Source organism: Xanthobacter variabilis (genome assembly GCF_043831965.2).
Lineage (GTDB): Bacteria > Pseudomonadota > Alphaproteobacteria > Rhizobiales > Xanthobacteraceae > Xanthobacter.
Map to the genome: position 1 here is coordinate 2833009 of NZ_CM195533.1, position 20391 is coordinate 2853399.

General features: G+C 64.5%; 30 protein-coding genes. 28 read left to right on the forward strand and 2 right to left on the reverse strand.

Translation table 11 applies throughout. The annotated features are described in order from the left end of the window. Window positions 1-117: 117 nt before the first annotated feature. On the reverse strand, window positions 118-396 hold the full coding sequence (locus V5F26_RS12220; protein ID WP_234050000.1) for a ribbon-helix-helix domain-containing protein: 279 nt from the start codon (window positions 394-396) through the stop codon (window positions 118-120). Beyond that, complete coding sequence (locus V5F26_RS12225) at window positions 377-571, reverse strand: DUF4169 family protein (protein ID WP_394057933.1); 195 nt, start codon at window positions 569-571, stop codon at window positions 377-379. The genes V5F26_RS12220 and V5F26_RS12225 overlap by 20 nt, the downstream gene beginning before the upstream one ends. Before the next feature lie 489 nt (window positions 572-1060). On the opposite strand from V5F26_RS12225, the gene fumC reads away from it, so the two are divergent. The 28 genes from fumC (at window position 1061) to rplR (ending at window position 20378) form a co-directional block, all read left to right on the forward strand. Continuing rightward, window positions 1061-2449 carry a class II fumarate hydratase gene (gene fumC / locus V5F26_RS12230; RefSeq protein WP_394946050.1) on the forward strand — a complete coding sequence of 463 codons (1389 nt, stop codon included), beginning with the start codon at window positions 1061-1063 and terminating at the stop codon, window positions 2447-2449. A gap of 170 nt (window positions 2450-2619) precedes the next feature. Further along, entirely contained in the window at window positions 2620-3228 is a 609-nt protein-coding gene (locus V5F26_RS12235; RefSeq protein WP_394057923.1) for a ParB-like protein, read from the forward strand. 126 nt (window positions 3229-3354) lie between these two features. After that, window positions 3355-3912 (forward strand): LemA family protein, encoded by a 558-nt coding sequence (locus V5F26_RS12240; RefSeq protein WP_370640629.1) that lies wholly within the window; start codon window positions 3355-3357, stop codon window positions 3910-3912. Between the two features lie 100 nt (window positions 3913-4012). Beyond that, the gene (locus V5F26_RS12245; RefSeq protein WP_394946051.1) at window positions 4013-4774 is read left to right on the forward strand and encodes a TPM domain-containing protein; all 762 of its coding nucleotides are present in this window, start codon (window positions 4013-4015) and stop codon (window positions 4772-4774) included. Window positions 4775-4884: 110 nt separating this feature from the next. Continuing rightward, entirely contained in the window at window positions 4885-5700 is an 816-nt protein-coding gene (locus tag V5F26_RS12250; protein ID WP_234050004.1) for a TPM domain-containing protein, read from the forward strand. A gap of 399 nt (window positions 5701-6099) precedes the next feature. Further along, window positions 6100-7083, forward strand: coding sequence for a malate dehydrogenase (locus V5F26_RS12255; RefSeq protein WP_394057925.1), 984 nt, complete (start codon window positions 6100-6102; stop codon window positions 7081-7083). A 576-nt stretch (window positions 7084-7659) separates the two neighbouring features. Further along, window positions 7660-8031, forward strand: coding sequence for a 30S ribosomal protein S12 (rpsL, locus tag V5F26_RS12260; protein WP_012113697.1), 372 nt, complete (start codon window positions 7660-7662; stop codon window positions 8029-8031). A 23-nt stretch (window positions 8032-8054) separates the two neighbouring features. Continuing rightward, a complete protein-coding gene (gene rpsG, locus V5F26_RS12265) occupies window positions 8055-8525 on the forward strand; it encodes a 30S ribosomal protein S7 (RefSeq protein ID WP_234050006.1) in 471 nt (156 codons plus the stop codon). Window positions 8526-8543: 18 nt separating this feature from the next. Continuing rightward, a complete protein-coding gene (fusA, locus tag V5F26_RS12270) occupies window positions 8544-10619 on the forward strand; it encodes an elongation factor G (protein WP_234050007.1) in 2076 nt (691 codons plus the stop codon). A gap of 62 nt (window positions 10620-10681) precedes the next feature. Next, window positions 10682-11872: an elongation factor Tu gene (gene tuf / locus V5F26_RS12275; RefSeq protein ID WP_234050008.1), complete on the forward strand. Its 1191-nt coding sequence runs from the start codon at window positions 10682-10684 to the stop codon at window positions 11870-11872. 83 nt (window positions 11873-11955) lie between these two features. Further along, on the forward strand, window positions 11956-12264 hold the full coding sequence (rpsJ, locus tag V5F26_RS12280; protein ID WP_012113701.1) for a 30S ribosomal protein S10: 309 nt from the start codon (window positions 11956-11958) through the stop codon (window positions 12262-12264). Window positions 12265-12287: 23 nt separating this feature from the next. After that, entirely contained in the window at window positions 12288-13016 is a 729-nt protein-coding gene (rplC, locus tag V5F26_RS12285; protein ID WP_234050009.1) for a 50S ribosomal protein L3, read from the forward strand. Next, a complete protein-coding gene (gene rplD / locus V5F26_RS12290) occupies window positions 13016-13636 on the forward strand; it encodes a 50S ribosomal protein L4 (protein ID WP_234050010.1) in 621 nt (206 codons plus the stop codon). Before rplC ends, rplD begins: the two co-directional genes overlap by 1 nt. Beyond that, window positions 13633-13941, forward strand: coding sequence for a 50S ribosomal protein L23 (locus tag V5F26_RS12295; RefSeq protein WP_234050011.1), 309 nt, complete (start codon window positions 13633-13635; stop codon window positions 13939-13941). Before rplD ends, V5F26_RS12295 begins: the two co-directional genes overlap by 4 nt. Window positions 13942-13967: 26 nt before the next feature. After that, window positions 13968-14801: a 50S ribosomal protein L2 gene (gene rplB, locus V5F26_RS12300; protein WP_394058951.1), complete on the forward strand. Its 834-nt coding sequence runs from the start codon at window positions 13968-13970 to the stop codon at window positions 14799-14801. 11 nt (window positions 14802-14812) lie between these two features. Next, a complete protein-coding gene (gene rpsS, locus V5F26_RS12305) occupies window positions 14813-15091 on the forward strand; it encodes a 30S ribosomal protein S19 (RefSeq protein ID WP_234050013.1) in 279 nt (92 codons plus the stop codon). Between the two features lie 6 nt (window positions 15092-15097). Next, window positions 15098-15478, forward strand: coding sequence for a 50S ribosomal protein L22 (gene rplV / locus V5F26_RS12310; RefSeq protein WP_234050014.1), 381 nt, complete (start codon window positions 15098-15100; stop codon window positions 15476-15478). Further along, the gene (gene rpsC / locus V5F26_RS12315) at window positions 15478-16236 is read left to right on the forward strand and encodes a 30S ribosomal protein S3 (RefSeq protein ID WP_234050015.1); all 759 of its coding nucleotides are present in this window, start codon (window positions 15478-15480) and stop codon (window positions 16234-16236) included. The genes rplV and rpsC overlap by 1 nt, the downstream gene beginning before the upstream one ends. Window positions 16237-16264: 28 nt before the next feature. Beyond that, complete coding sequence (rplP, locus tag V5F26_RS12320) at window positions 16265-16678, forward strand: 50S ribosomal protein L16 (protein WP_234050016.1); 414 nt, start codon at window positions 16265-16267, stop codon at window positions 16676-16678. Between the two features lie 10 nt (window positions 16679-16688). Then, complete coding sequence (gene rpmC, locus V5F26_RS12325) at window positions 16689-16898, forward strand: 50S ribosomal protein L29 (protein ID WP_234050017.1); 210 nt, start codon at window positions 16689-16691, stop codon at window positions 16896-16898. A 7-nt stretch (window positions 16899-16905) separates the two neighbouring features. Continuing rightward, on the forward strand, window positions 16906-17154 hold the full coding sequence (rpsQ, locus tag V5F26_RS12330; protein ID WP_234050018.1) for a 30S ribosomal protein S17: 249 nt from the start codon (window positions 16906-16908) through the stop codon (window positions 17152-17154). Window positions 17155-17352: 198 nt separating this feature from the next. Then, on the forward strand, window positions 17353-17721 hold the full coding sequence (gene rplN, locus V5F26_RS12335; RefSeq protein ID WP_234050019.1) for a 50S ribosomal protein L14: 369 nt from the start codon (window positions 17353-17355) through the stop codon (window positions 17719-17721). After that, window positions 17721-18038 (forward strand): 50S ribosomal protein L24, encoded by a 318-nt coding sequence (rplX, locus tag V5F26_RS12340; protein ID WP_234050020.1) that lies wholly within the window; start codon window positions 17721-17723, stop codon window positions 18036-18038. Before rplN ends, rplX begins: the two co-directional genes overlap by 1 nt. Beyond that, window positions 18031-18585 (forward strand): 50S ribosomal protein L5, encoded by a 555-nt coding sequence (gene rplE, locus V5F26_RS12345; RefSeq protein WP_234050021.1) that lies wholly within the window; start codon window positions 18031-18033, stop codon window positions 18583-18585. Before rplX ends, rplE begins: the two co-directional genes overlap by 8 nt. Window positions 18586-18738: 153 nt before the next feature. Then, entirely contained in the window at window positions 18739-19044 is a 306-nt protein-coding gene (gene rpsN, locus V5F26_RS12350) for a 30S ribosomal protein S14 (RefSeq protein WP_394058947.1), read from the forward strand. A gap of 10 nt (window positions 19045-19054) precedes the next feature. Then, on the forward strand, window positions 19055-19453 hold the full coding sequence (gene rpsH, locus V5F26_RS12355; protein ID WP_234050023.1) for a 30S ribosomal protein S8: 399 nt from the start codon (window positions 19055-19057) through the stop codon (window positions 19451-19453). A 16-nt stretch (window positions 19454-19469) separates the two neighbouring features. After that, window positions 19470-20003, forward strand: a complete 534-nt coding sequence (gene rplF / locus V5F26_RS12360) for a 50S ribosomal protein L6 (protein ID WP_234050024.1) — start codon at window positions 19470-19472, stop codon at window positions 20001-20003. Window positions 20004-20015: 12 nt separating this feature from the next. Further along, window positions 20016-20378 (forward strand): 50S ribosomal protein L18, encoded by a 363-nt coding sequence (gene rplR, locus V5F26_RS12365; RefSeq protein ID WP_234050025.1) that lies wholly within the window; start codon window positions 20016-20018, stop codon window positions 20376-20378. Window positions 20379-20391 lie beyond the last annotated feature (13 nt).

A 20391-nucleotide genomic window follows, 5' to 3' on the forward strand; every position in this document is an offset into this window, starting at 1 on the left:
CCGCGCGGGCGGGAATGGAGCGCCATTCGCCCAAGCGGTGCGGTTATAGAAAACCGTGCGCCGCGTTTCAACGCGGCGCACCGTCCTCCAGGGAAGCAGATAAGGTCCCGTTGCGCATTACGCAACGGGAGGTGCGGTCACACCCATGCGGTCGCTGGTGCCGACCGAGCGCGCGGTCTGCGCGGCACCGCGATAATGGTCAAGCACGAACAGGCGGATAGCGGAGGACAGATTGCCCTGCGTCCGCGCGGAATCAATGGTCGCTACAAGATCGGACAAGGTGAGCCGGCGGCTCGTGGCGATCTCCTTCAGCGCTTCCCAAAAAGCGTCCTCGAGGCTCACGCTGGTCTTGTGACCGGCGATGACAATGGACCTCTTAACCACGGGGCTCTTCATGTTCTTCCCTCTCGGTCAGCGCATGGCCTTCATGGCGCAGACGCTGGCGCTCGAGCTCCTGCGCGACGGCCTCGCGGTCAGCCTTGGTCCGCCCGAATCGGATGCGGTTTTCCTCGGCCTGCGCTTGAGCCGCGCGGCGAGCCTTCGCCTTGCGCTCACGATGAAGATTCACCACGTCGCCCAACTTTTACCCTCACAGGTTCGGCTGGCTCCCCCAAAAACCAGTCGACTTCATGCTCAACTCGTGCGTGACGGACTGCGTCGAAACACAAGCCGGGCACTGAGATTAGATTACCTCTGAGAGAGTGGTGAAGATATGGCGAAATCCAGGTTTCGCCGCCTCCACGGGCTACCATTCGACAATAAATTTAACAGAAAAGTACGGCACACTTACGAGTTGCAGCGCCGGGGGCGGCCGGAGGAATGCGGCGGAAGGCTGTCTCCCCGTGGCTTCGGGACCGTGCTATGAGGCCGCCGCGCGATCCGCAGCGCGCCCGGCCGGCAGGCGGGGCGCACGCACCGGGTCCTCCACATCAAGTGCTTTCTTCACGCGGACGCAGAGCCACTTCGCCCGAGAATTCGGCAGCTCACTGAACCGGCAAGCTTCCTTCGAGGCGCAGGGAAATCCTGTCGCTCGAGGCGCTCCAGGAGAGAGGGTATACCCATGAACACGCGTACGGAGACCGATACCTTCGGTCCGATTGAGGTTCCTTCCGACCGCTATTGGGGCGCGCAGGCGCAGCGCTCTCTGGGCAATTTCAAGATCGGCTGGGAAAAGCAGCCGCTGCCCGTGGTACGGGCGCTGGGAATCGTCAAGCGCGCGGCCGCAGAGGTGAACCGCGATCTGGGCCGGCTCGATCCCAAGCTGGCCGACGCCATCATGTCCGCCGCCCAGGAGGTGATGGACGGCAAGCTGGACGAGCACTTCCCCCTGGTGGTCTGGCAGACCGGCTCGGGCACGCAGTCCAACATGAACGCCAACGAGGTCATTTCCAACCGGGCCATTGAAATGCTTGGCGGGGAGAAGGGCTCCAAGAAGCCCGTGCACCCCAATGACCACGTCAATATGAGCCAGTCGTCCAACGACACCTTCCCGACTGCCATGCATGTGGCCGCCGCCGAGGAAGTGGTGCATCGCCTGCTGCCGGCCCTGAAGACCCTGCACGACGCCCTGGCGGCCAAGTCCAAGGCGTGGGAGCACATCATCAAGATCGGCCGCACCCACACCCAGGACGCGACCCCGCTGACCCTGGGCCAGGAGTTTTCCGGCTATACCCAGCAGGTGGCCAACGGCATCAAGCGCATCGAGATGACCCTGCCGGGCCTGATGCAGCTGGCACAGGGCGGCACCGCGGTGGGCACCGGCCTCAACGCGCCCATCGGCTTCGCCGAGAAGGTGGCGGCCAAGATTGCCGAGATCACCGGCCTTGAGTTCACCTCCGCTCCGAACAAGTTCGAGGCGCTGGCGGCTCACGACGCCATGGTGTTCACGCATGGCGCCATCAACACCGTTGCGGCCTCTCTGTTCAAGATCGCCAACGACATCCGCCTGTTGGGCTCCGGCCCGCGCTCGGGCCTCGGCGAGCTGGCGCTGCCGGAGAACGAGCCCGGCTCGTCCATCATGCCCGGCAAGGTGAACCCCACCCAGTGCGAGGCGATGACGCAGGTCTGCGCGCAGATCTTCGGCAACCATGCCACGCTGACCTTCGCCGACAGCCAGGGTCACTTCGAGCTCAATGTTTACAACCCGGTGATGGCTTACAACTTCCTGCAGTCCGTGCGCCTCATGTCGGATGCGGCGCTGAGCTTCACCGAGCATTGCGTGATCGGCATCGAGCCGCGCGAGGACAACATCAAGGCGGGCCTGGAGCGCTCCTTGATGCTGGTGACCGCGCTCGCCCCGAAGATCGGCTACGACAACGCCGCCAAGATTGCCAAGACCGCGCACAAGAAGGGCACCACCCTGCGCGACGAGGCCGTGGGCGGCGGCTATGTGACGAACGAGGAGTTCGACGCTATCGTTCGTCCCGAGAAGATGATCTCCCCGAGCTGAGTCTCCGGTTGCATCGGAAAAAGCGGAAGCGGCGCCCTTTGGGGCGCCGTTTTTGTGTCGGGGGGGGGGGGGGCGGCTGGCCGTTCGACGGAGGCGCGGGGCGCTCCACTTCCGCCGTTCGCCGCATTAAGGTGCGCAGGCCGGCGGCGCCAGTGAACCGGGGGGTGTGCATGGGACAGCCACGCGAAGGTGAAGAGATCCGGATCGACCTGCTGCATCCCACGCAGCTCACCTTGGGCCTCAGCGAGGTGAAGCGCCGGGCCAAGGCCATGGACGCCCTTTCGAAAAGCGAGCTGAAGGCGCTGGTCGCCGCCAAGGCGATTCCCCATGTGCTGGGCCCGGGCGGGCGAATCTACATGGTGGATCACCACCATCTGTGCCGGGCCCTGCAGCGGATCGACGAGAACAAGGCGGTGCTCGGCACCCGGGTGGCGGACTGGTCGGACCTCGATCTGCACGGCTTCTGGCAGCGGATGGAGCGGGAAAGCCTGTGCTGGCCCATCGATACGGATGGCAATCGCCGGCCGTGCGTGAAGATTCCCCAGAACGTGAAGGATCTCACCGACAATCCATGGCGCACGCTGGCCCGCGGCGTGCGCGGCCGGGCCTATTCCAACGAGGACACGCCGTTTCAGGAATTCATGTGGGGCAATTACTATCGCTCCTTCATGAGCAACCGGCTGCTGGAAGTGGATCTGGAGCTGGCGGAAGAGCTGGCCATCAAGGTCTCGCGCCTGGATGAGGCGCAGGACCTGCCCGGCTATCTGGGGTCGGCCTAGGGACTGCCGCATGGTCACGGCGCACGCGGTGCGGTAACAGCGTCCAGGATTGAGCGAGGGAGAGAAGCGATGGGTGGTTCGTTCGCGGCGCGGCTTTCGGGGCTGAGGGCCCCGCTGTTCGCGGTCATGGTCTCGCTCCTGCTCGCGGGCTGCGGAATCAATGTGATTCCCACTTCGGAGGAGCACGCCAAGGCCATGTGGAGCGAGGTGCTGAACCAGTATCAGCGCCGCTCCGATCTCATTCCCAATCTGGTGGAGACGGTGAAGGGTTACGCCTCCCAGGAGCGTGACGTCCTCACCTCCGTCATCGAGGCGCGGGCCAAGGCGACCTCTATCAACGTGGACGCCTCGACCATCACCGATCCGGAGAAGTTCAAGCAGTTCCAGGCGGCACAGAGCGAGCTGGGGCGGGCGCTGGGGCGGCTCATCGCGGTTTCGGAGGCCTATCCGGACCTGAAGTCCAGCCAGAACTTCCTGGCGCTCCAATCCCAGATCGAGGGAACGGAAAATCGCATCGCCGTGGCGCGGCGCGACTATATCCGCGCGGTTCAGGCCTACAATACCGAGCTGAAGACCTTCCCTGGCGTGCTTTGGGCCGCGACCCTCTATCGCTCCTACAAGCCCATGGAAACCTTCACGATTTCCGAGGAGCAGACGCGCGCTCCCCAGGTCCGGTTCAATTGAGGACCGGGGCGTGAGCGGCCGGGTCGTCGGGCGAGCTTGGGGGCGCGGCGGTTTCGCCGGCGCGTTGGCACCGGCTGCGGTGGCGAGAGCGTGGCTTGCCATGGCCCTCGCTATGGCGCTGCTGGCAGCCTTCTCGACGGGCGCGCGCGCCTATACGTTCCCGCCGCTGACGGGCCGCGTGGTCGATGCCGCGAATATCCTCGACCCCGTCAGCCGAGCCGAACTGGAAGCGCGCCTGGTGGCCCAGGAGGAGAAGGCGTCCGACCAGGTGGTGGTCGCCACCGTTCCCTCGCTGGAGGGCGGCGCGGTGGAGGACTATGCCAACGAGCTGTTCCGCGCCTGGGGCATCGGGCAGGCAGGCAAGAACAATGGCGTGCTGCTGCTGGTGGCGCCGAATGAGCGCAAGGTGCGCATCGAGGTCGGCTATGGCCTGGAGGGCATCCTCACCGATGCGGTGGCCAGCACCATCATTCGCAACGCCATCGTGCCCGCCTTCAAGGCGGGGGACATGCCGGACGGCATCCTGAAGGGCACGGACGCCATCATTGAGATCCTCAATCTGGATCCGGAAGAGGCCCGCGCCCGTGCCCGCGCCGAGGCGGAGGAAACCAGCCTGGAGGATTGGCTCGGCGTGATCGTGCTGATCCTGATGATCGCGCTGTGGATCTACATCTTCTGGCGGGCGGCGCGGTCGGGCTCGGGCGGGCGCGGCGCGCGCATGGCGGGGCGCCGGAAACGCTCGGGCGAGGCGGCTGCCCCGGTCACGACCTGGGATTGGGGCAGCGGCAGCGACCGCGACTCGGGCGGCTGGTCCGGGGGAGGGGGCTCATCGGGCGGTGGCGGTGCCTCCGGAAGCTGGTAATTTGCTGCGGCGCCCCGGCGCGCGATGTGGCATGATGCAATGCTGGTATTCCACCAGCCGTTCTGACAAGACTGGACGTCCGACAATGGTCGCAGGTGCTGGAGACCGTCATGGTGGCTGACCGCCGACAGGGGCCCGTGCGCGCAGGGCGCGCCGACCCCGCTGCCCAGGCTCAGCCGGGCCGCCCGCCGCGCGCGCAGCCGCCTCAGGCGCCGGCTGCGGCCAAGGAGCCGGAGGCCGCCCCCGCGCCCGATCGCAAGCAGGACATGAGCTACGTGGGCGCCGCCGCCCGTCCGCCGGCGACCGTCGTCTTCGGGCTTTCGCCCGAGGACATGCGCGAGGTCAATGAGGCGATCGCGGCCGCCGAGCTGCAGACCTCGGCGGAAATCCGCGTGGTGGTGTCCCGCGGGTCGCTGGTTCAGCACCCCTTCTTTTCGGTGATGTGGTCGTCGCTGGTCTCGCTGGTGCTGCCGTGGGCCATCGTGGTGCTGTGGCCCATGTCTGCGCTCAGCATCCTCCAGGTCCAGGCCATCATCTTCCTGGTGGTGGCGGGCATCCTGATGCTGCCGCAGATGACGGAACGTGTGGTGCCGCGCCTGGCGCTGAAGGCCGCGGCCCGCTCGGCGGCCATCGAGGCCTTCCTGGCCCATGGCGTGTCGCAAACCTCTGGCCGCACCGGTATTCTCATCTTCGTCGCGGCCCGCGAAAGGCTGGTCGAGGTGGTGGCGGACGACGGGGTGCACACGCCCCTGGGGCCCGTGGCCTGGGCGGAGATCTGCGATTCGATCTCCCGCGAGGCGCGCAAGGGCAGCCTCGTCGAGGGCCTCGTTTCCGGCGTGCGGCGTGCGGGCGAGCTTCTGGCGCGCCCCATGCCGCAGCGGCCCGGCGACGTGAACGAGCTCTCGGACCGCGTCGTGGTCATCTGACGGCTGCCTGACAAAGGAACCCGTGCCACGGTCGCCAGTCGCTGCGCTGATGCGTGGCGCGGCGCCTGGGAAAGGTATTTCAGGTCCCGCGACGCGCGAGCCGGGTGGTCGCCGTCCACGCGCAGACATGCCCCACGCCAGGGGGCGAGCGGGGAAAGCGCGCGGGTCGCAGCTATCCGAGCGAGGCCGGCGACAATTTGCCTCCCGGCCGGGCGCTCACCCGGGATGGGGAAGGCGCGGTGGTATCGGCATTTGCCCCATGGGGTGCAGGACACCTAGACGAAGGAAGCGGGGGGTGAGGTGCACCTCGGTGTGCATTCGTCTTTGCATTCGCCGCCTGTGGGAATAGATTGCGCGCCCGAGCCTGAGGGGCTCACTCAAGGCAAAGGGCATTTTCCCATGACCAAACCCGCCGTTCGCGTCGCCGTTACGGGCGCCGCCGGTCAGATTTGTTATTCGCTTCTGTTCCGCATCGCCAATGGCGATCTGTACGGCAAGGATCAGCCGGTCATTCTGCAGCTTCTCGATCTCCCGCAGGCCCAGGGCGCGGTGGGCGGCGTGGTGATGGAGCTCGAGGATTGCGCGTTCCCGAACCTCGCCGACGTTGTCATCACCTCCGACCCCAAGGTGGCCTTCAAGGACATCGACGCCGCCATCCTGGTGGGCGCCCGTCCGCGCTCGAAGGGCATGGAGCGCGCTGACCTGCTCTCCGCCAACGCCGAGATCTTCAAGGTGCAGGGCGCGGCCCTCAACGAGGTCGCCAAGCGCGACGTGAAGGTGCTGGTGGTCGGCAACCCGGCCAACACCAACGCCTACATCACCGCCAAGAGCGCTCCGGACCTGCCGGCCCGCAACATCACCGCGATGCTGCGTCTCGACCACAACCGCGCGCTCTCGCAGTTCGCCAAGAAGGCGGGCGTGCTGAGCCAGGACATCGAGAAGCTGGCCGTGTGGGGCAACCACTCCCCGACCATGTATGCCGACTACCGCTTCGCCACCGTGAAGGGCAAGCCGCTGCCGGAGCTCGTCGGTGACGAGGCCTGGTATCGCGACACGCTGATTCCCACCGTGGGCAAGCGCGGCGCCGCCATTATCGAGGCGCGTGGCCTGTCGTCCGCCGCCTCCGCGGCCAACGCGGCCATTGACCACATGCACGACTGGATCCACGGCACCAATGGTGGCTGGGTTTCCATGGGCGTGGCGTCTGACGGCTCCTACGGCGTGCCGGAGGGAATCGTGTTCGGCGTGCCCGCCGTGTGCGCCAATGGCGATTACGAAGTCGTGAAGGGCCTGCCCATGGACGACTTCTCCAAGACCAAGTTCGACGTCACCCTCAAGGAACTCCTCGAGGAGCGCGACGGCGTCGCCTCTCTGCTCGGCTGATTCCTTAATAAAACGTTGCCTTGGGGCGCGGCGCCTTGGTGCCGCGCCCTTTGCTTTGCCGCTGTCATAAAACCCTCCGGGCGGGGGTGCTAGACCTTGGGTGCAGAGCAAAAATGCCCCTCGAGCCCCCTTTTCTCGGCTCCGAAGCGTTGAAACTCTTGACGCAGAGCGACTCTGCAGCTAGAAGCAGCCCACTTTCGCGGCAGGCGGTCGGTGCCTGAACGAGAGACGCAGCAAAGGCCCCCGGCGAAAGCCCACTGGCCACAGCGTCTTTCAGGGCACCGAAACGCTGCCAGGAACAGCACTGCGATAACTTCAGGTGCATGATCGCAGCGCCGCCGGAACCGAGCCGGTTCCGGGTCGAGCGTTGTGATCCTCTGTCGCGAACAAGGCGTGTTCGCCGCCGAGTGCGGTGGCGAGCGGCGCCTTTTCTGTTCGTTGTGCGGCCAGCCGGTCTCCGGCGGTTGAAACGAATTTCGTAAGGCCACCGTGAGGTGGCCAGCCGTGGCGGTCGCAAGGCCGTCGAACTTAAAAGTTGCGGCCAAGGCCGCAGGTCAGGACGAGGCGAAGGCGTACATGCCGACGATCAACCAGCTGATCCGTAAGCCGCGGGAAGCGCAGAAGGCGCGGGACAAGGCGCCGGCGCTCCAGGCGAGCCCCCAGAAGCGCGGCGTGTGCACGCGCGTCTACACCACGACCCCGAAGAAGCCGAACTCGGCCCTTCGTAAGGTCGCCAAGGTGCGGCTCACCAACAGCTACGAAGTGATCGGCTACATCCCCGGTGAAGGCCACAACCTTCAGGAGCACTCCGTGGTCATGATCCGCGGTGGCCGCGTGAAGGATCTTCCTGGCGTGCGCTATCACATCCTGCGCGGCGTGCTCGATACGCAGGGCGTGAAGAACCGCAAGCAGCGCCGTTCGAAGTACGGCGCGAAGCGGCCCAAGTGATCGGCTGAAGTGAGGAATTAGAAATGTCCCGTCGTCACAAGGCCGAGCGCCGCGAAGTCATCCCGGATCCGAAGTTCGGGTCCACCATTCTGTCCCGCTTCATGAATTCCGTGATGCGTGACGGCAAGAAGTCCGTGGCCGAGTCCATCGTGTACGGCGCCCTCGACGTGGTCGAGGTCAAGGCCAAGCACGATCCGGTGGAAGTCTTCATCCAGGCCCTCGAGAACGTGGCGCCTGCGGTTGAGGTTCGCTCCCGCCGCGTGGGTGGTGCCACCTACCAGGTTCCCGTGGAAGTGCGGAACGAGCGTCGCCAGACCCTGGCGATCCGCTGGCTCATCGCTTCCGCCCGTGCGCGCAACGAGAAGACCATGGTGGAGCGTCTCTCCGCCGAGCTGCTCGATGCGGCCAACAATCGCGGCGCTGCCGTGAAGAAACGCGAAGACACGCACCGTATGGCCGAGGCCAACCGGGCGTTCTCGCACTATCGCTGGTGATCGGAGAGGACGCTTCCCATGCCCCGTACTCACGCGATCGAGGATTACCGCAACTTCGGCATCATGGCTCACATCGATGCCGGCAAGACCACGACCACTGAGCGGATCCTCTACTACACCGGCAAGAGCCACAAGATCGGCGAAGTCCATGATGGCGCCGCCACCATGGACTGGATGACCCAGGAGCAGGAGCGCGGCATCACCATTACGTCGGCCGCGACGACCGCTTTCTGGCAGGGCAAGCGTCTGAACATCATCGACACCCCCGGGCACGTCGACTTCACCATCGAGGTGGAGCGTTCGCTGCGCGTGCTGGACGGCGCCGTGTGCGTGCTGGACGGCAACCAGGGCGTCGAGCCGCAGACCGAGACCGTGTGGCGCCAGGCGGACAAGTACAACGTGCCCCGCATCGTGTTCGTCAACAAGATGGACAAGATCGGTGCCGACTTCTACCGCTGCGTCGACATGATCGTGGACCGCGTGGCCGGCAATCCTGTGTGCTGCCAGCTGCCGATCGGCTCCGAGAGCAACTTCAAGGGCATCATCGACCTCGTCCGCATGAAGGCGGTCGTGTGGGAAGACGAGGCCCTGGGTGCGAAGTACCATGACGAGGAGATCCCCGCGGATCTCGCCGACAAGGCCGCTGAGTACCGCAATAAGCTCGTGGAAGCCGCCGTCGAGCTCGACGACGACGCCATGGCCGCTTACCTCGACGGCACCGAGCCGGACGAGGCGACCCTGAAGTCCCTCATCCGCAAGGCCGTGATTGGGCGTAAGTTCAACCCGGTGTTCTGCGGCTCCGCGTTCAAGAACAAGGGCGTGCAGCCTTTGCTCGACGCCGTGGTGGACTTCCTGCCGTCGCCGATCGATCGCGGCGCCATCAAGGGCATCGATTTCAAGACCGAGGAAGAGACCGACCGCAAGCCTTCGGATGCGGAGCCGCTGTCTGTCCTCGCGTTCAAGATCATGGATGACCCCTTCGTGGGCACCATCACCTTCTGCCGCGTCTATTCGGGCGTGATGGAAGCAGGCATGAGCCTCCTGAACTCCACTCGCGACAAGCGCGAGCGCGTGGGTCGGATGCTGCTCATGCACGCCAACAACCGTGAGGACATCAAGGAAGCCTATGCGGGCGACATCGTCGCTCTCGCTGGCCTCAAGGAAGTTCGTACCGGTGACACGCTGTGCTCGACCGAGAAGCCGGTGATCCTCGAGAAGATGGAGTTCCCGGAACCCGTCATCGAGATCGCCATCGAGCCCAAGTCCAAGGCCGACCAGGAGAAGCTGGGCATCGCCCTGTCGAAGCTGGCCGCCGAGGATCCGTCCTTCCGCGTGTCGACCGACCACGAGAGCGGCCAGACCATCCTCAAGGGGATGGGCGAGCTGCACCTCGACATCAAGGTCGACATCCTGAAGCGCACCTACAAGGTGGACGCCAACATCGGTGCCCCGCAGGTCGCCTATCGTGAGACCCTCACGAAGAAGACCGAAGTGGACTACACCCACAAGAAGCAGACCGGTGGTACCGGCCAGTTCGCTCGGGTGAAGTTCGTGGTGGAGCCGAACGAGGCGGGCAAGGGCTTCCAGTTCGAGAGCGTGATCGTCGGCGGCGCGGTGCCGAAGGAGTACATCCCGGGCGTCCAGAAGGGCCTCGAGAGCGTGCTCGGTGCCGGTGTGCTTGCGGGCTTCCCGGTGGTGGACGTCAAGGTTCAGCTCATCGACGGCGCGTTCCACGAAGTGGACTCGTCGGCTCTGGCCTTCGAAATCGCGTCTCGCGCTGCCTTCCGTGAAGCCCTCCAGAAGGGCAGCTCGGTTCTGCTCGAGCCGATCATGAAGGTCGAGGTGGTGACCCCCGAGGATTACACGGGTTCGGTCATCGGCGATCTGAACTCCCGTCGTGGCCAGATCCAGGGCCAGGACATGCGTGGCAACGCCAACGTGATCAACGCGATGGTGCCGCTCGCCAACATGTTCGGCTACGTGAACACCCTGCGCTCGTTCAGCCAGGGCCGTGCCACCTTCACCATGCAGTTCGACCACTACGAGCAGGTGCCGTCGAACGTGGCTCAGGAGGTTCAGGCCAAGTACGCGTGAGCGTCGGCCTGAGCCCCATTCACCCTTAAAGATCACGCCAGAGAGACCCGACGGAGCGTCCCATGGCCAAAGAAAAGTTTAACCGTTCGAAGCCGCACTGCAACATCGGCACCATTGGTCACGTCGACCATGGCAAGACGTCGCTGACGGCTGCGATCACCAAGGTGCTGGCCGAGGCCGGTGGCGCCACCTTCACCGCCTACGACCAGATCGACAAGGCGCCGGAAGAGAAGGCCCGTGGCATCACCATCTCGACCGCTCACGTCGAGTATGAGACTGCCAATCGCCACTATGCGCACGTCGACTGCCCCGGGCACGCCGACTATGTGAAGAACATGATCACCGGCGCGGCGCAGATGGACGGCGCCATCCTGGTGGTGTCCGCCGCTGACGGCCCCATGCCCCAGACCCGTGAGCACATCCTGCTCGCCCGTCAGGTCGGCGTGCCGGCCCTGGTGGTGTTCCTCAACAAGTGCGACATGGTCGACGATCCGGAGCTGCTCGAGCTCGTCGAGATGGAAGTGCGTGAGCTTCTGTCCAAGTACGACTTCCCCGGCGACGATATCCCGATCATCCGCGGCTCGGCCCTCGTGGCCCTTGAGAATGGTGATGCGGCTCTCGGCCGTGACGCCGTGCTCAAGCTGATGGAGGCGGTCGACGCCTACATCCCGCAGCCGGAGCGTCCGGTTGACCTGCCGTTCCTGATGCCCATCGAGGACGTGTTCTCCATCTCCGGCCGCGGCACCGTGGTGACCGGTCGCGTGGAGCGAGGCATCATCAAGGTCGGCGAGGAAGTGGAAATCGTCGGCATCCGTCCGACCGTGAAGACCACGGTGACCGGCGTCGAAATGTTCCGCAAGCTGCTCGACCAGGGTCAGGCCGGTGACAATGTCGGCATCCTGCTGCGTGGCACCAAGCGTGAGGACGTGGAGCGCGGCCAGGTCGTGTGCAAGCCCGGCTCGGTGAAGCCCCACACCAAGTTCAAGGCCGAAGCCTACATCCTGACCAAGGAAGAGGGCGGCCGTCACACTCCGTTCTTCACCAACTATCGCCCGCAGTTCTACTTCCGCACCACGGACGTGACCGGCGTGTGCACGCTGCCGGAAGGCACCGAGATGGTGATGCCCGGTGACAACGTGTCGATGGACGTGGCGCTGATCGTTCCGATCGCCATGGAAGAGAAGCTGCGCTTCGCCATCCGCGAAGGCGGCCGCACGGTCGGCGCCGGCGTGGTTGCCTCCATCATCGAGTGAGCCAAAACGAAAAGAAACGGGGGCACGCCGCGCCGCGCGGTGTTCGCGGAGCGCGTGCCCTTCATTCCCGGAGCCTTTGAGCCATGAACGGCCAGAACATTCGAATTCGCCTGAAGGCGTTCGATCACCGCATCCTCGATGCGTCGACGCGAGAGATCGTCGCCACGGCCAAGCGCACGGGTGCGCAGGTGCGCGGCCCGATTCCGCTGCCCACGCGGATCGAGAAGTTCACCGTCAATCGCTCTCCGCACATCGACAAGAAGTCGCGCGAGCAGTTTGAGATGCGTACTCACAAGCGGTTGCTCGATATCGTCGATCCGACGCCCCAGACGGTGGACGCGCTGATGAAGCTCGACCTCGCCGCCGGCGTTGACGTCGAAATCAAGCTCTGAACGAGAGGCGAGGAGACACGACCATGCGGTCAGGCGTCATCGCCCAGAAGGTCGGCATGACCCGCATCTTTACGGATGCCGGTGAACATGTTCCGGTCACTGTGCTGAAAGTCGAGAGCTGCCAGGTGGTTGCCCACCGTACGCTCGATCAGAATGGCTACGTCGCGGTGCAGCTTGGTGCTGGCCGGCGTAAGCCGAAGAATGTGACCCGCGCCGAGCGCGGCCACTTCGCGGTGGCTCAGGTTGAGCCCAAGCGGAAGATGGCTGAGTTCCGCGTGCCGGAGGAGGCGCTGATCCCGGTTGGAGCCGAGATCACCGTCGATCACTTCGTCGTGGGTCAGTATGTCGACGTGACCGGTACCACCATTGGTAAGGGTTTCGCGGGCGGCATGAAGCGGCACAACTTCGGTGGCCTTCGCGCCTCCCACGGTGTGTCCATCTCGCATCGTTCGATTGGTTCGACCGGCGGCCGTCAGGATCCGGGTAAGACCTTCAAGAACAAGAAGATGCCTGGCCACATGGGTGACGTGACCGTCACGACCCAGAACCTGAAGGTCGTGATGACCGACGTCGAGCGCGGCCTGATCGCGGTCGAGGGTGCGGTTCCCGGTCACGCTGGCGGCTGGATCACCGTGCGCGACGCGGTGAAGAAGAAGCTGCCGGCTGAGGCTCCCAAGCCGGGCGCGTTCAAGATCGCGACCGCCGGCGAGGCTGCTCCTGCGGCTGAAGCCACCAATGAGGAGGGCGCGTGATGGAACTCACCGTCAAGACGCTCGACGGCGCTGACGCCGGGTCCGTGGTGCTGTCGGATGAGATCTTCGGTCTCGAGCCGCGTGCGGACATCCTGCACCGCATGGTGACGTGGCAGCTCGCCCGTCGCCAGGCCGGCACGCACCGCACCAAGGGTCGTTCGGAGATCAACCGCACGTCCAAGAAGATGTACAAGCAGAAGGGCACCGGTAACGCCCGTCACGGTGCGGCGTCTGCGCCGCAGTTCCGTGGTGGTGGCCGCGCCTTCGGTCCGGTCGTTCGCTCTCATGCGTTCGAGCTGCCGAAGAAGGTTCGTGCCCTCGCGCTGAAGCACGCTCTGTCGTCCAAGCTGAAGGCGGAGCAGATTGTGGTGGTCGACAATGTGTCGATGGCCGATCCGAAGACCAAGGCCTTGAAGGACCGTTTCGCGCAGCTCGGCTGGGCGTCGGTGCTCATCGTGGACGGGGCCCAGGTGGAGCAGAACGTGGCGCTGGCCGCCCGCAACTTGCCCTACGTGGATGTGCTCCCGGTCCAGGGCATCAACGTCTACGACATCCTGCGTCGCGACACGCTGGTGCTGACGAAGGCCGCCGTGGATGCGCTGGAGGCGCGCTTCAAATGAGTTCCGCGCGCAACATCGAGCCGCGTCACTACGACGTGATCCTCTCTCCGGTCATCACCGAAAAGGCGACGAACGCGAGCGAGCAGAACAAGGTCGTCTTCGACGTCGCCGGCACGGCGACGAAGCCGGCGATCAAGGAAGCGGTGGAGAAGCTCTTCGACGTGAAGGTCAAGAGCGTCAACACCCTGGTCCGCAAGGGCAAGGTGAAGATCTTCCGCGGCCGCAAGGGCGTCCGCAGCGACGTCAAGAAGGCCGTCGTGACCCTCGAAGAGGGTCAGAAGATCGATATCACCACGGGCCTCTGAAGAGCTGAGGGGAACGGGATAAGACCATGGCGCTGAAGCATTTCAAGCCGGTCACGCCGAGCCTTCGCCAGCTCGTGATCGTGGACCGCTCCGGCCTCTACAAGGGCAAGCCGGTAAAGACCCTGACCGAGGGCAAGAGCTCCTCGGGCGGACGTAACAATAACGGTCGCATCACCGTCCGCTTCCGTGGCGGCGGTCATAAGCAGACCTATCGCCTGGTGGACTTCAAGCGCACCAAGCGCGAGATGCCGGCCACCGTGGAGCGGATCGAGTATGATCCGAACCGCACTGCATTCATCGCCCTCCTCAAGTACGAGGACGGTGAGCTCGCTTACATCCTGGCTCCGCAGCGTCTTGCTGCTGGCGACCAGGTGATCGCGGGCAGCCAGGTGGACGTGAAGCCGGGCAATGCCGGGCCGCTGGCTTCGCTTCCCGTGGGCACGATCGTGCACAATGTGGAGCTGAAGCAGGGCAAGGGTGGGCAGATCGCTCGCTCCGCCGGCAGCTATGCGCAGATCGTGGGCCGCGATGAAGGCTACGTGATCCTGCGTCTGAATTCCGGCGAGCAGCGTCTGGTTCACGGCGCGTGCTATGCTACCGTGGGTGCGGTTTCGAATCCCGACCACATGAACACTTCGCTCGGTAAGGCCGGGCGGAATCGGTGGCTGGGTCAGCGCCCCCACAACCGCGGTGTCGTCATGAACCCGGTCGATCACCCGCACGGCGGCGGTGAAGGCCGCACCTCGGGTGGCCGTCATCCGGTCACGCCCTGGGGTGTGCCGACGAAGGGCAAGAAGACCCGCAGCAACAAGGCGACGGACAAGTTTATTGTGTCCAGCCGCCACAAGCGGAAGAAGTGAGGGCCTGACAGATGACTAGGTCGATTTGGAAAGGCCCGTTCGTCGACGGCTACCTTCTGAAGAAGGCGGAAGCCGCTTCGGGTTCGGGTCGCCGGGACGTGATCAAGATTTGGAGCCGGCGCTCCACCATTCTGCCCCAATTCGTGGGCTTAACCTTCGGCGTCTATAACGGGCAGAAGCATGTGCCCGTGTCGGTCACCGAGGAAATGATCGGTCACAAGTTCGGTGAGTTCGCGCCCACGCGCACTTACTACGGACACGCGGCCGACAAGAAGTCGAAGCGGCGGTGATCGGTCATGAGTAAGCAGGCAAAGCCCCGCGCGCTCGCGGACAACGAAGCCAAGGCGGTGGCGCGCAATCTGCGCGTCTCCCCCCAGAAGCTGAACCTGGTCGCGGGCCTGATCCGCGGCAAGAAGGTGGCGACGGCCCTCGCCGATCTCGAGTTCTCTCACAAGCGGATCGCCCGCGATGTGAAGAAGTGCCTCGAGAGCGCGATTGCCAATGCCGAGAACAACCACGAGCTCGACGTGGACGATCTGATCGTCGCCGAAGCGCACGTGGGCAAGGGTCTGGTGATGAAGCGGTTCTCTCCCCGTGCGCGCGGTCGCGCCTCGCGGATCGAGAAGCCCTTCTCCCACATCACCATCGTGGTGCGGGAAGTCGAGGAGCGGGCCTGATGGGTCAGAAGGTCAATCCGGTCGGGCTCCGGCTCGGCATTAACCGCACGTGGGATTCCCGCTGGTTCGCCAATAAGGGTGAATACGGCAAGCTCCTGCACGAGGATCTCCGCATCCGCGAGATGCTGTTGAAGCAGCTCAAGCAGGCGGCGGTGTCGCGCGTGGTGATCGAGCGTCCGCACAAGAAGTGCCGTGTGACCATCTACTCGGCTCGTCCGGGCGTGGTCATCGGCAAGAAGGGCGCGGACATCGACAAGCTGCGCAAGAAGGTCGCCGAGATGACCAACTCGGAGGTCTTCATCAACATCGTCGAGATCCGCAAGCCGGAGACCGACGCGCGCTTGGTGGCCGAGTCCATCGCGCAGCAGCTTGAGCGTCGTGTTGCGTTCCGTCGTGCCATGAAGCGGGCCGTCCAGTCGGCCATGCGTCTGGGCGCGGAAGGCATCCGTATCAATTGCTCGGGTCGTCTGGGTGGCGCAGAAATCGCCCGCCTCGAGTGGTACCGCGAGGGCCGCGTTCCGCTGCACACCCTGCGTGCGGATGTGGACTACGGCACCGCCACGGCGTTCACCACCTATGGCACCTGCGGTGTCAAGGTGTGGATCTTCAAGGGCGAGATCCTCGAGCACGATCCCATGGCGCAGGACAAGCGCCAGGCCGAGCAGGAAGCTGGTCCCTCTTCGCGTCCCCAGCGGCGTGAGCGTGGTGACCGCGAGCGTGGCGATCGCGACCGCGGCGACCGCGGCGACCGCGCCTGACGGCTGCGAGAGAGAAGGCGATTAAGCCATGCTGCAACCCAAGCGCACCAAGTTCCGTAAGCAGTTCAAGGGACGCATTCACGGCGTCGCCAAGGGCGGTACGGATCTGAACTTCGGCGAATTCGGCCTCAAGGCCATGGAGCCGGAGCGTGTCACCGCCCGCCAGATCGAGGCGGCCCGTCGCGCCCTCACCCGTCACATGAAGCGTGCCGGTCGTGTGTGGATCCGCGTGTTCCCGGATGTGCCCGTGTCGTCCAAGCCCACCGAAGTGCGTATGGGTAAGGGCAAGGGCGCTCCGGAATACTGGGCTGCCAAGATCAAGCCGGGCCGCATCATGTTCGAGATCGACGGCGTGAGCGCCGAGATCGCCCGCGAGGCGCTGACCCTCGCGGCGGCCAAGCTGCCCATCAAGACGCGCTTCATCCAGCGCATCGCCGAGTGAGGAGAGGCTCATGAAAGCCGAGGACGTTCGGGCCCTCAGCCCCGATCAGCTCGCCGATGAGCTGCTGAAGCTGAAGAAGGAACAGTTCAACCTGCGCTTCCAGAAGGCGACGGGTCAGCTGGAGAATACTGCACGGAACCAGCAGATCCGCCGCGATATCGCGCGGATCAAGACCGTGCAGAATCAGAAGAGCGCCACTGCGGCGCAGAAGGCTAAGTGAGGAAGCGATGCCGAAGCGCGTGCTCCAGGGCGTCGTGGTGAGCGACAAAACCGACAAGACCGTGGTGGTCCGGGTGGAGCGGCGCTTCACCCATCCGCTGCTGAAGAAGACCGTTCGTCGGTCCAAGAAGTATCATGCCCATGACGAGGCCAACGCCTGGAAGGTGGGGGATACGGTTTGGATTGAGGAGCATCGGCCTCTGTCCAAGCTGAAGAACTGGATCGTGATCCAGGGTGAGAAGCGGGCGGAAGTCTGATACTGAGAGCTTTCTCACCCGGGTGATTCGGCTCGGGTGAGGGACTGGCCCCGATGCTGGGTCCGTCGCTCTGCTTCACCGGCGGAGCGAGAGGAGACCGCATCGCGGCAATCCGTGTTTCGATGAGCGGGGCACGGCAAACAAGGGTTAGGCAACGCCGGGTGACCGGTGGCGCCGGATGACGAGAACAGGTGCGTCATGATCCAGATGCAGACCAATCTCGACGTGGCGGACAATTCCGGCGCGCGTCGCGTCATGTGCATCAAGGTGCTTGGCGGCTCGAAGCGGAAGTATGCCCATGTGGGCGACATCATCGTGGTGTCGGTCAAGGAGGCCATTCCGCGCGGTCGCGTGAAGAAGGGCGACGTGATGAAGGCCGTGGTGGTCCGTACCGCCAAGGACATCCGTCGCGGCGACGGTTCCGTGATCCGCTTCGACCGCAATGCGGCGGTGCTGATCAACAACAATAAGGAGCCGGTGGGCACTCGTATCTTCGGCCCGGTTCCGCGTGAGCTTCGCTCCAAGAACCACATGAAGATCATCTCGCTGGCGCCGGAGGTGCTGTGATGGCCGCGAAGATCAAGAAGGGCGACAAGGTCGTCGTCCTCGCCGGCCGCGACAAGGGCCGCACCGGCGAGGTCATTCAGGTGATGCCGAAGGAGGAGCGTGCGCTCGTCCGTGGCGTCAATATCGTCAAGCGCCACCAGCGCCAGACGGCGAACCAGGAAGGCGGCATCATCTCCAAGGAAGGGCCGATCCACCTGTCGAACATCGCCATTGCCGACCCGAAGGATGGCAAGCCGTCCCGCGTCGGTTTCCAGGTGCTGGAAGACGGGAGCAAGGTCCGCGTGGCCAAGCGCTCCGGGGAGAAGATCGATGGCTGAGGCTTACACTCCGCGGCTGCGTACCCATTATGACGATGTGGTGCGCGCCAAGCTGATCGAGCAGTTCAGCTACAAGAACCCCATGGAAGTGCCGGTCATCGAGAAGATCGTCATCAACATGGGCGTTGGCGAGGCGACCGCTGACACCAAGAAGGCGACGACTGCCGCCGCGGACCTCGCGCTCATCGCCGGCCAGAAGCCGGTTCTGACCCGCGCCCGCAAGGCGATCTCGAACTTCAAGCTGCGCGAGAACCAGCCGGTCGGTGCGAAGGTTACCCTTCGCAAGGTGCGCATGTATGAGTTCCTGGACCGTCTCGTGAACATGGCGTTGCCGCGCGTGCGAGACTTCCGGGGCCTGAACCCCAAGAGCTTCGATGGCCGTGGTAACTATGCCATGGGCATCAAGGAACACATCGTGTTCCCCGAGATCAACTACGACCGCGTCGAGCAGATCTGGGGCATGGACATCATCGTGTGCACCAGCGCGAAGACGGACGACGAGGCCCGGGCTCTGCTCAAGGCCTTCAACTTCCCCTTCCGCCAGTGATCGATTAGAAGGGGCGCTTCGATTCGGTCTTCCGAAGGCAAGTGCCCCTTGCCGCTTCCTCAGGGGCGCGGCTCACAGAGTGACTGTTTCGAATGCTTTTCCGGCCGTGAGGGGGTGATAAGCGCCCTCAGACGCGGAGAACAGGAGCAAGAGATGGCGAAGAAGAGCGCGATCGAGACGAACGAGCGCCGTCGCAAGCTGGCTGCATGCCAGGCGGCGAAGCGCACGCGTCTGAAGGCGATCGTGAATGACAAGACCCTGCCGATCGAGGAGCGCTTCCAGGCGACCTTGAAGCTGGCTGAGATGCCGCGCAACGGCGCGAAGATCCGCATCCGCAATCGCTGCGAGGTGACGGGCCGTCCGCGCGCGTTCTATCGCAAGCTCCAGGTGAGCCGCGTTGCGCTGCGCGAGCTTGGTAACCAGGGCATGATCCCCGGTCTCGTGAAGTCGAGCTGGTGAGGAGGATCGCATGTCTGTGAATGATCCCATCGGCGATCTGATCACCCGTATCCGTAACGCCCAGATGCGCCGCAAGGAGAAGACGTCTTCTCCCGGTTCCCGTCTGCGGGCCTCGGTGCTCGATGTGCTGCGCGACGAAGGCTATATTCGGGGCTACACCGCCACCGACCATGGCAATGGCCGTAGCGAGTTCGAGATCGAGCTCAAGTACTTCGACGGCACTCCGGTGATTCGTGAGATCGCCCGTGTGTCGAAGCCCGGTCGCCGGGTTTATGCGTCGGTGAAGAATCTGCCGCGCGTCGCCAACGGTCTCGGCATCGCTGTCGTGTCCACGCCCCAGGGCGTGATGGCCGACCACGAAGCCCGCGACAAGAACGTTGGCGGTGAAGTGCTCTGCACCGTGTTCTGAGGCGAGGGAGGATTACATGTCGAAGATCGGCAAGCTTCCCGTCGCCATTCCGGCCGGCGTGACCGCCACGCTGGACGGCCAGACGGTGAAGGTGAAGGGACCCAAGGGCGCCCTCGAGGTGACTCTTGTTGAGGAAATCGCGGCCAAGATCGAGGGTTCCGAGATCCAGCTGGCGATGAACGGCGAGACCAATCGTCATAAGGCGATGTGGGGCATGTCCCGCACGCTGGTGGCGAACCTCGTGGAAGGCGTGACCAAGGGCTTCGAGAAGAAGCTCGAGATCACGGGCGTCGGCTACAAGGCGGCGGTGCAGGGCAAGAGCCTCAACCTGTCGCTCGGCTATAGCCACGACGTGATCTATGCGATTCCGGAAGGGATCCAGATCGTGACGCCGAAGCCCACCGAGGTGGTCATCAGCGGCATCAATCGCCAGCAGGTCGGCCAGGTGGCGGCTGAGATCCGCGAGTTCCGCGGCCCCGAGCCCTATAAGGGCAAGGGCGTCAAGTACGCCGGCGAGTTCATCTTCCGCAAGGAAGGCAAGAAGAAGTAACGGAGGCGGACCATGGCTAAGGATTTGGAGGCGCTGGCGCGCCGCAAGGCCAAGGTGCGCCGCGCCATTCGAGTTGCTGCGAACGGGCGTCCGCGCCTTTCGGTGCACCGCACCTCGCAGCATATCTATGCGCAGATCATCGACGACGCGAAGGGTGAGACCCTGGCGTCTGCGTCGAGCCTGGAGAAGGAGCTGCGCTCCTCTCTCAAGACCGGCGCCGACACCGAGGCGGCCAAGACCATCGGCAAGCTGGTGGCGGAGCGCGCGGCGGCCAAGGGCGTGACTGCGGTCGTGTTTGATCGTGGCGCATACATCTATCATGGGCGCGTCAAGGCGCTCGCTGAGGGCGCCCGCGAAGGCGGCCTTCAGTTCTGACGCGAGGACGAGC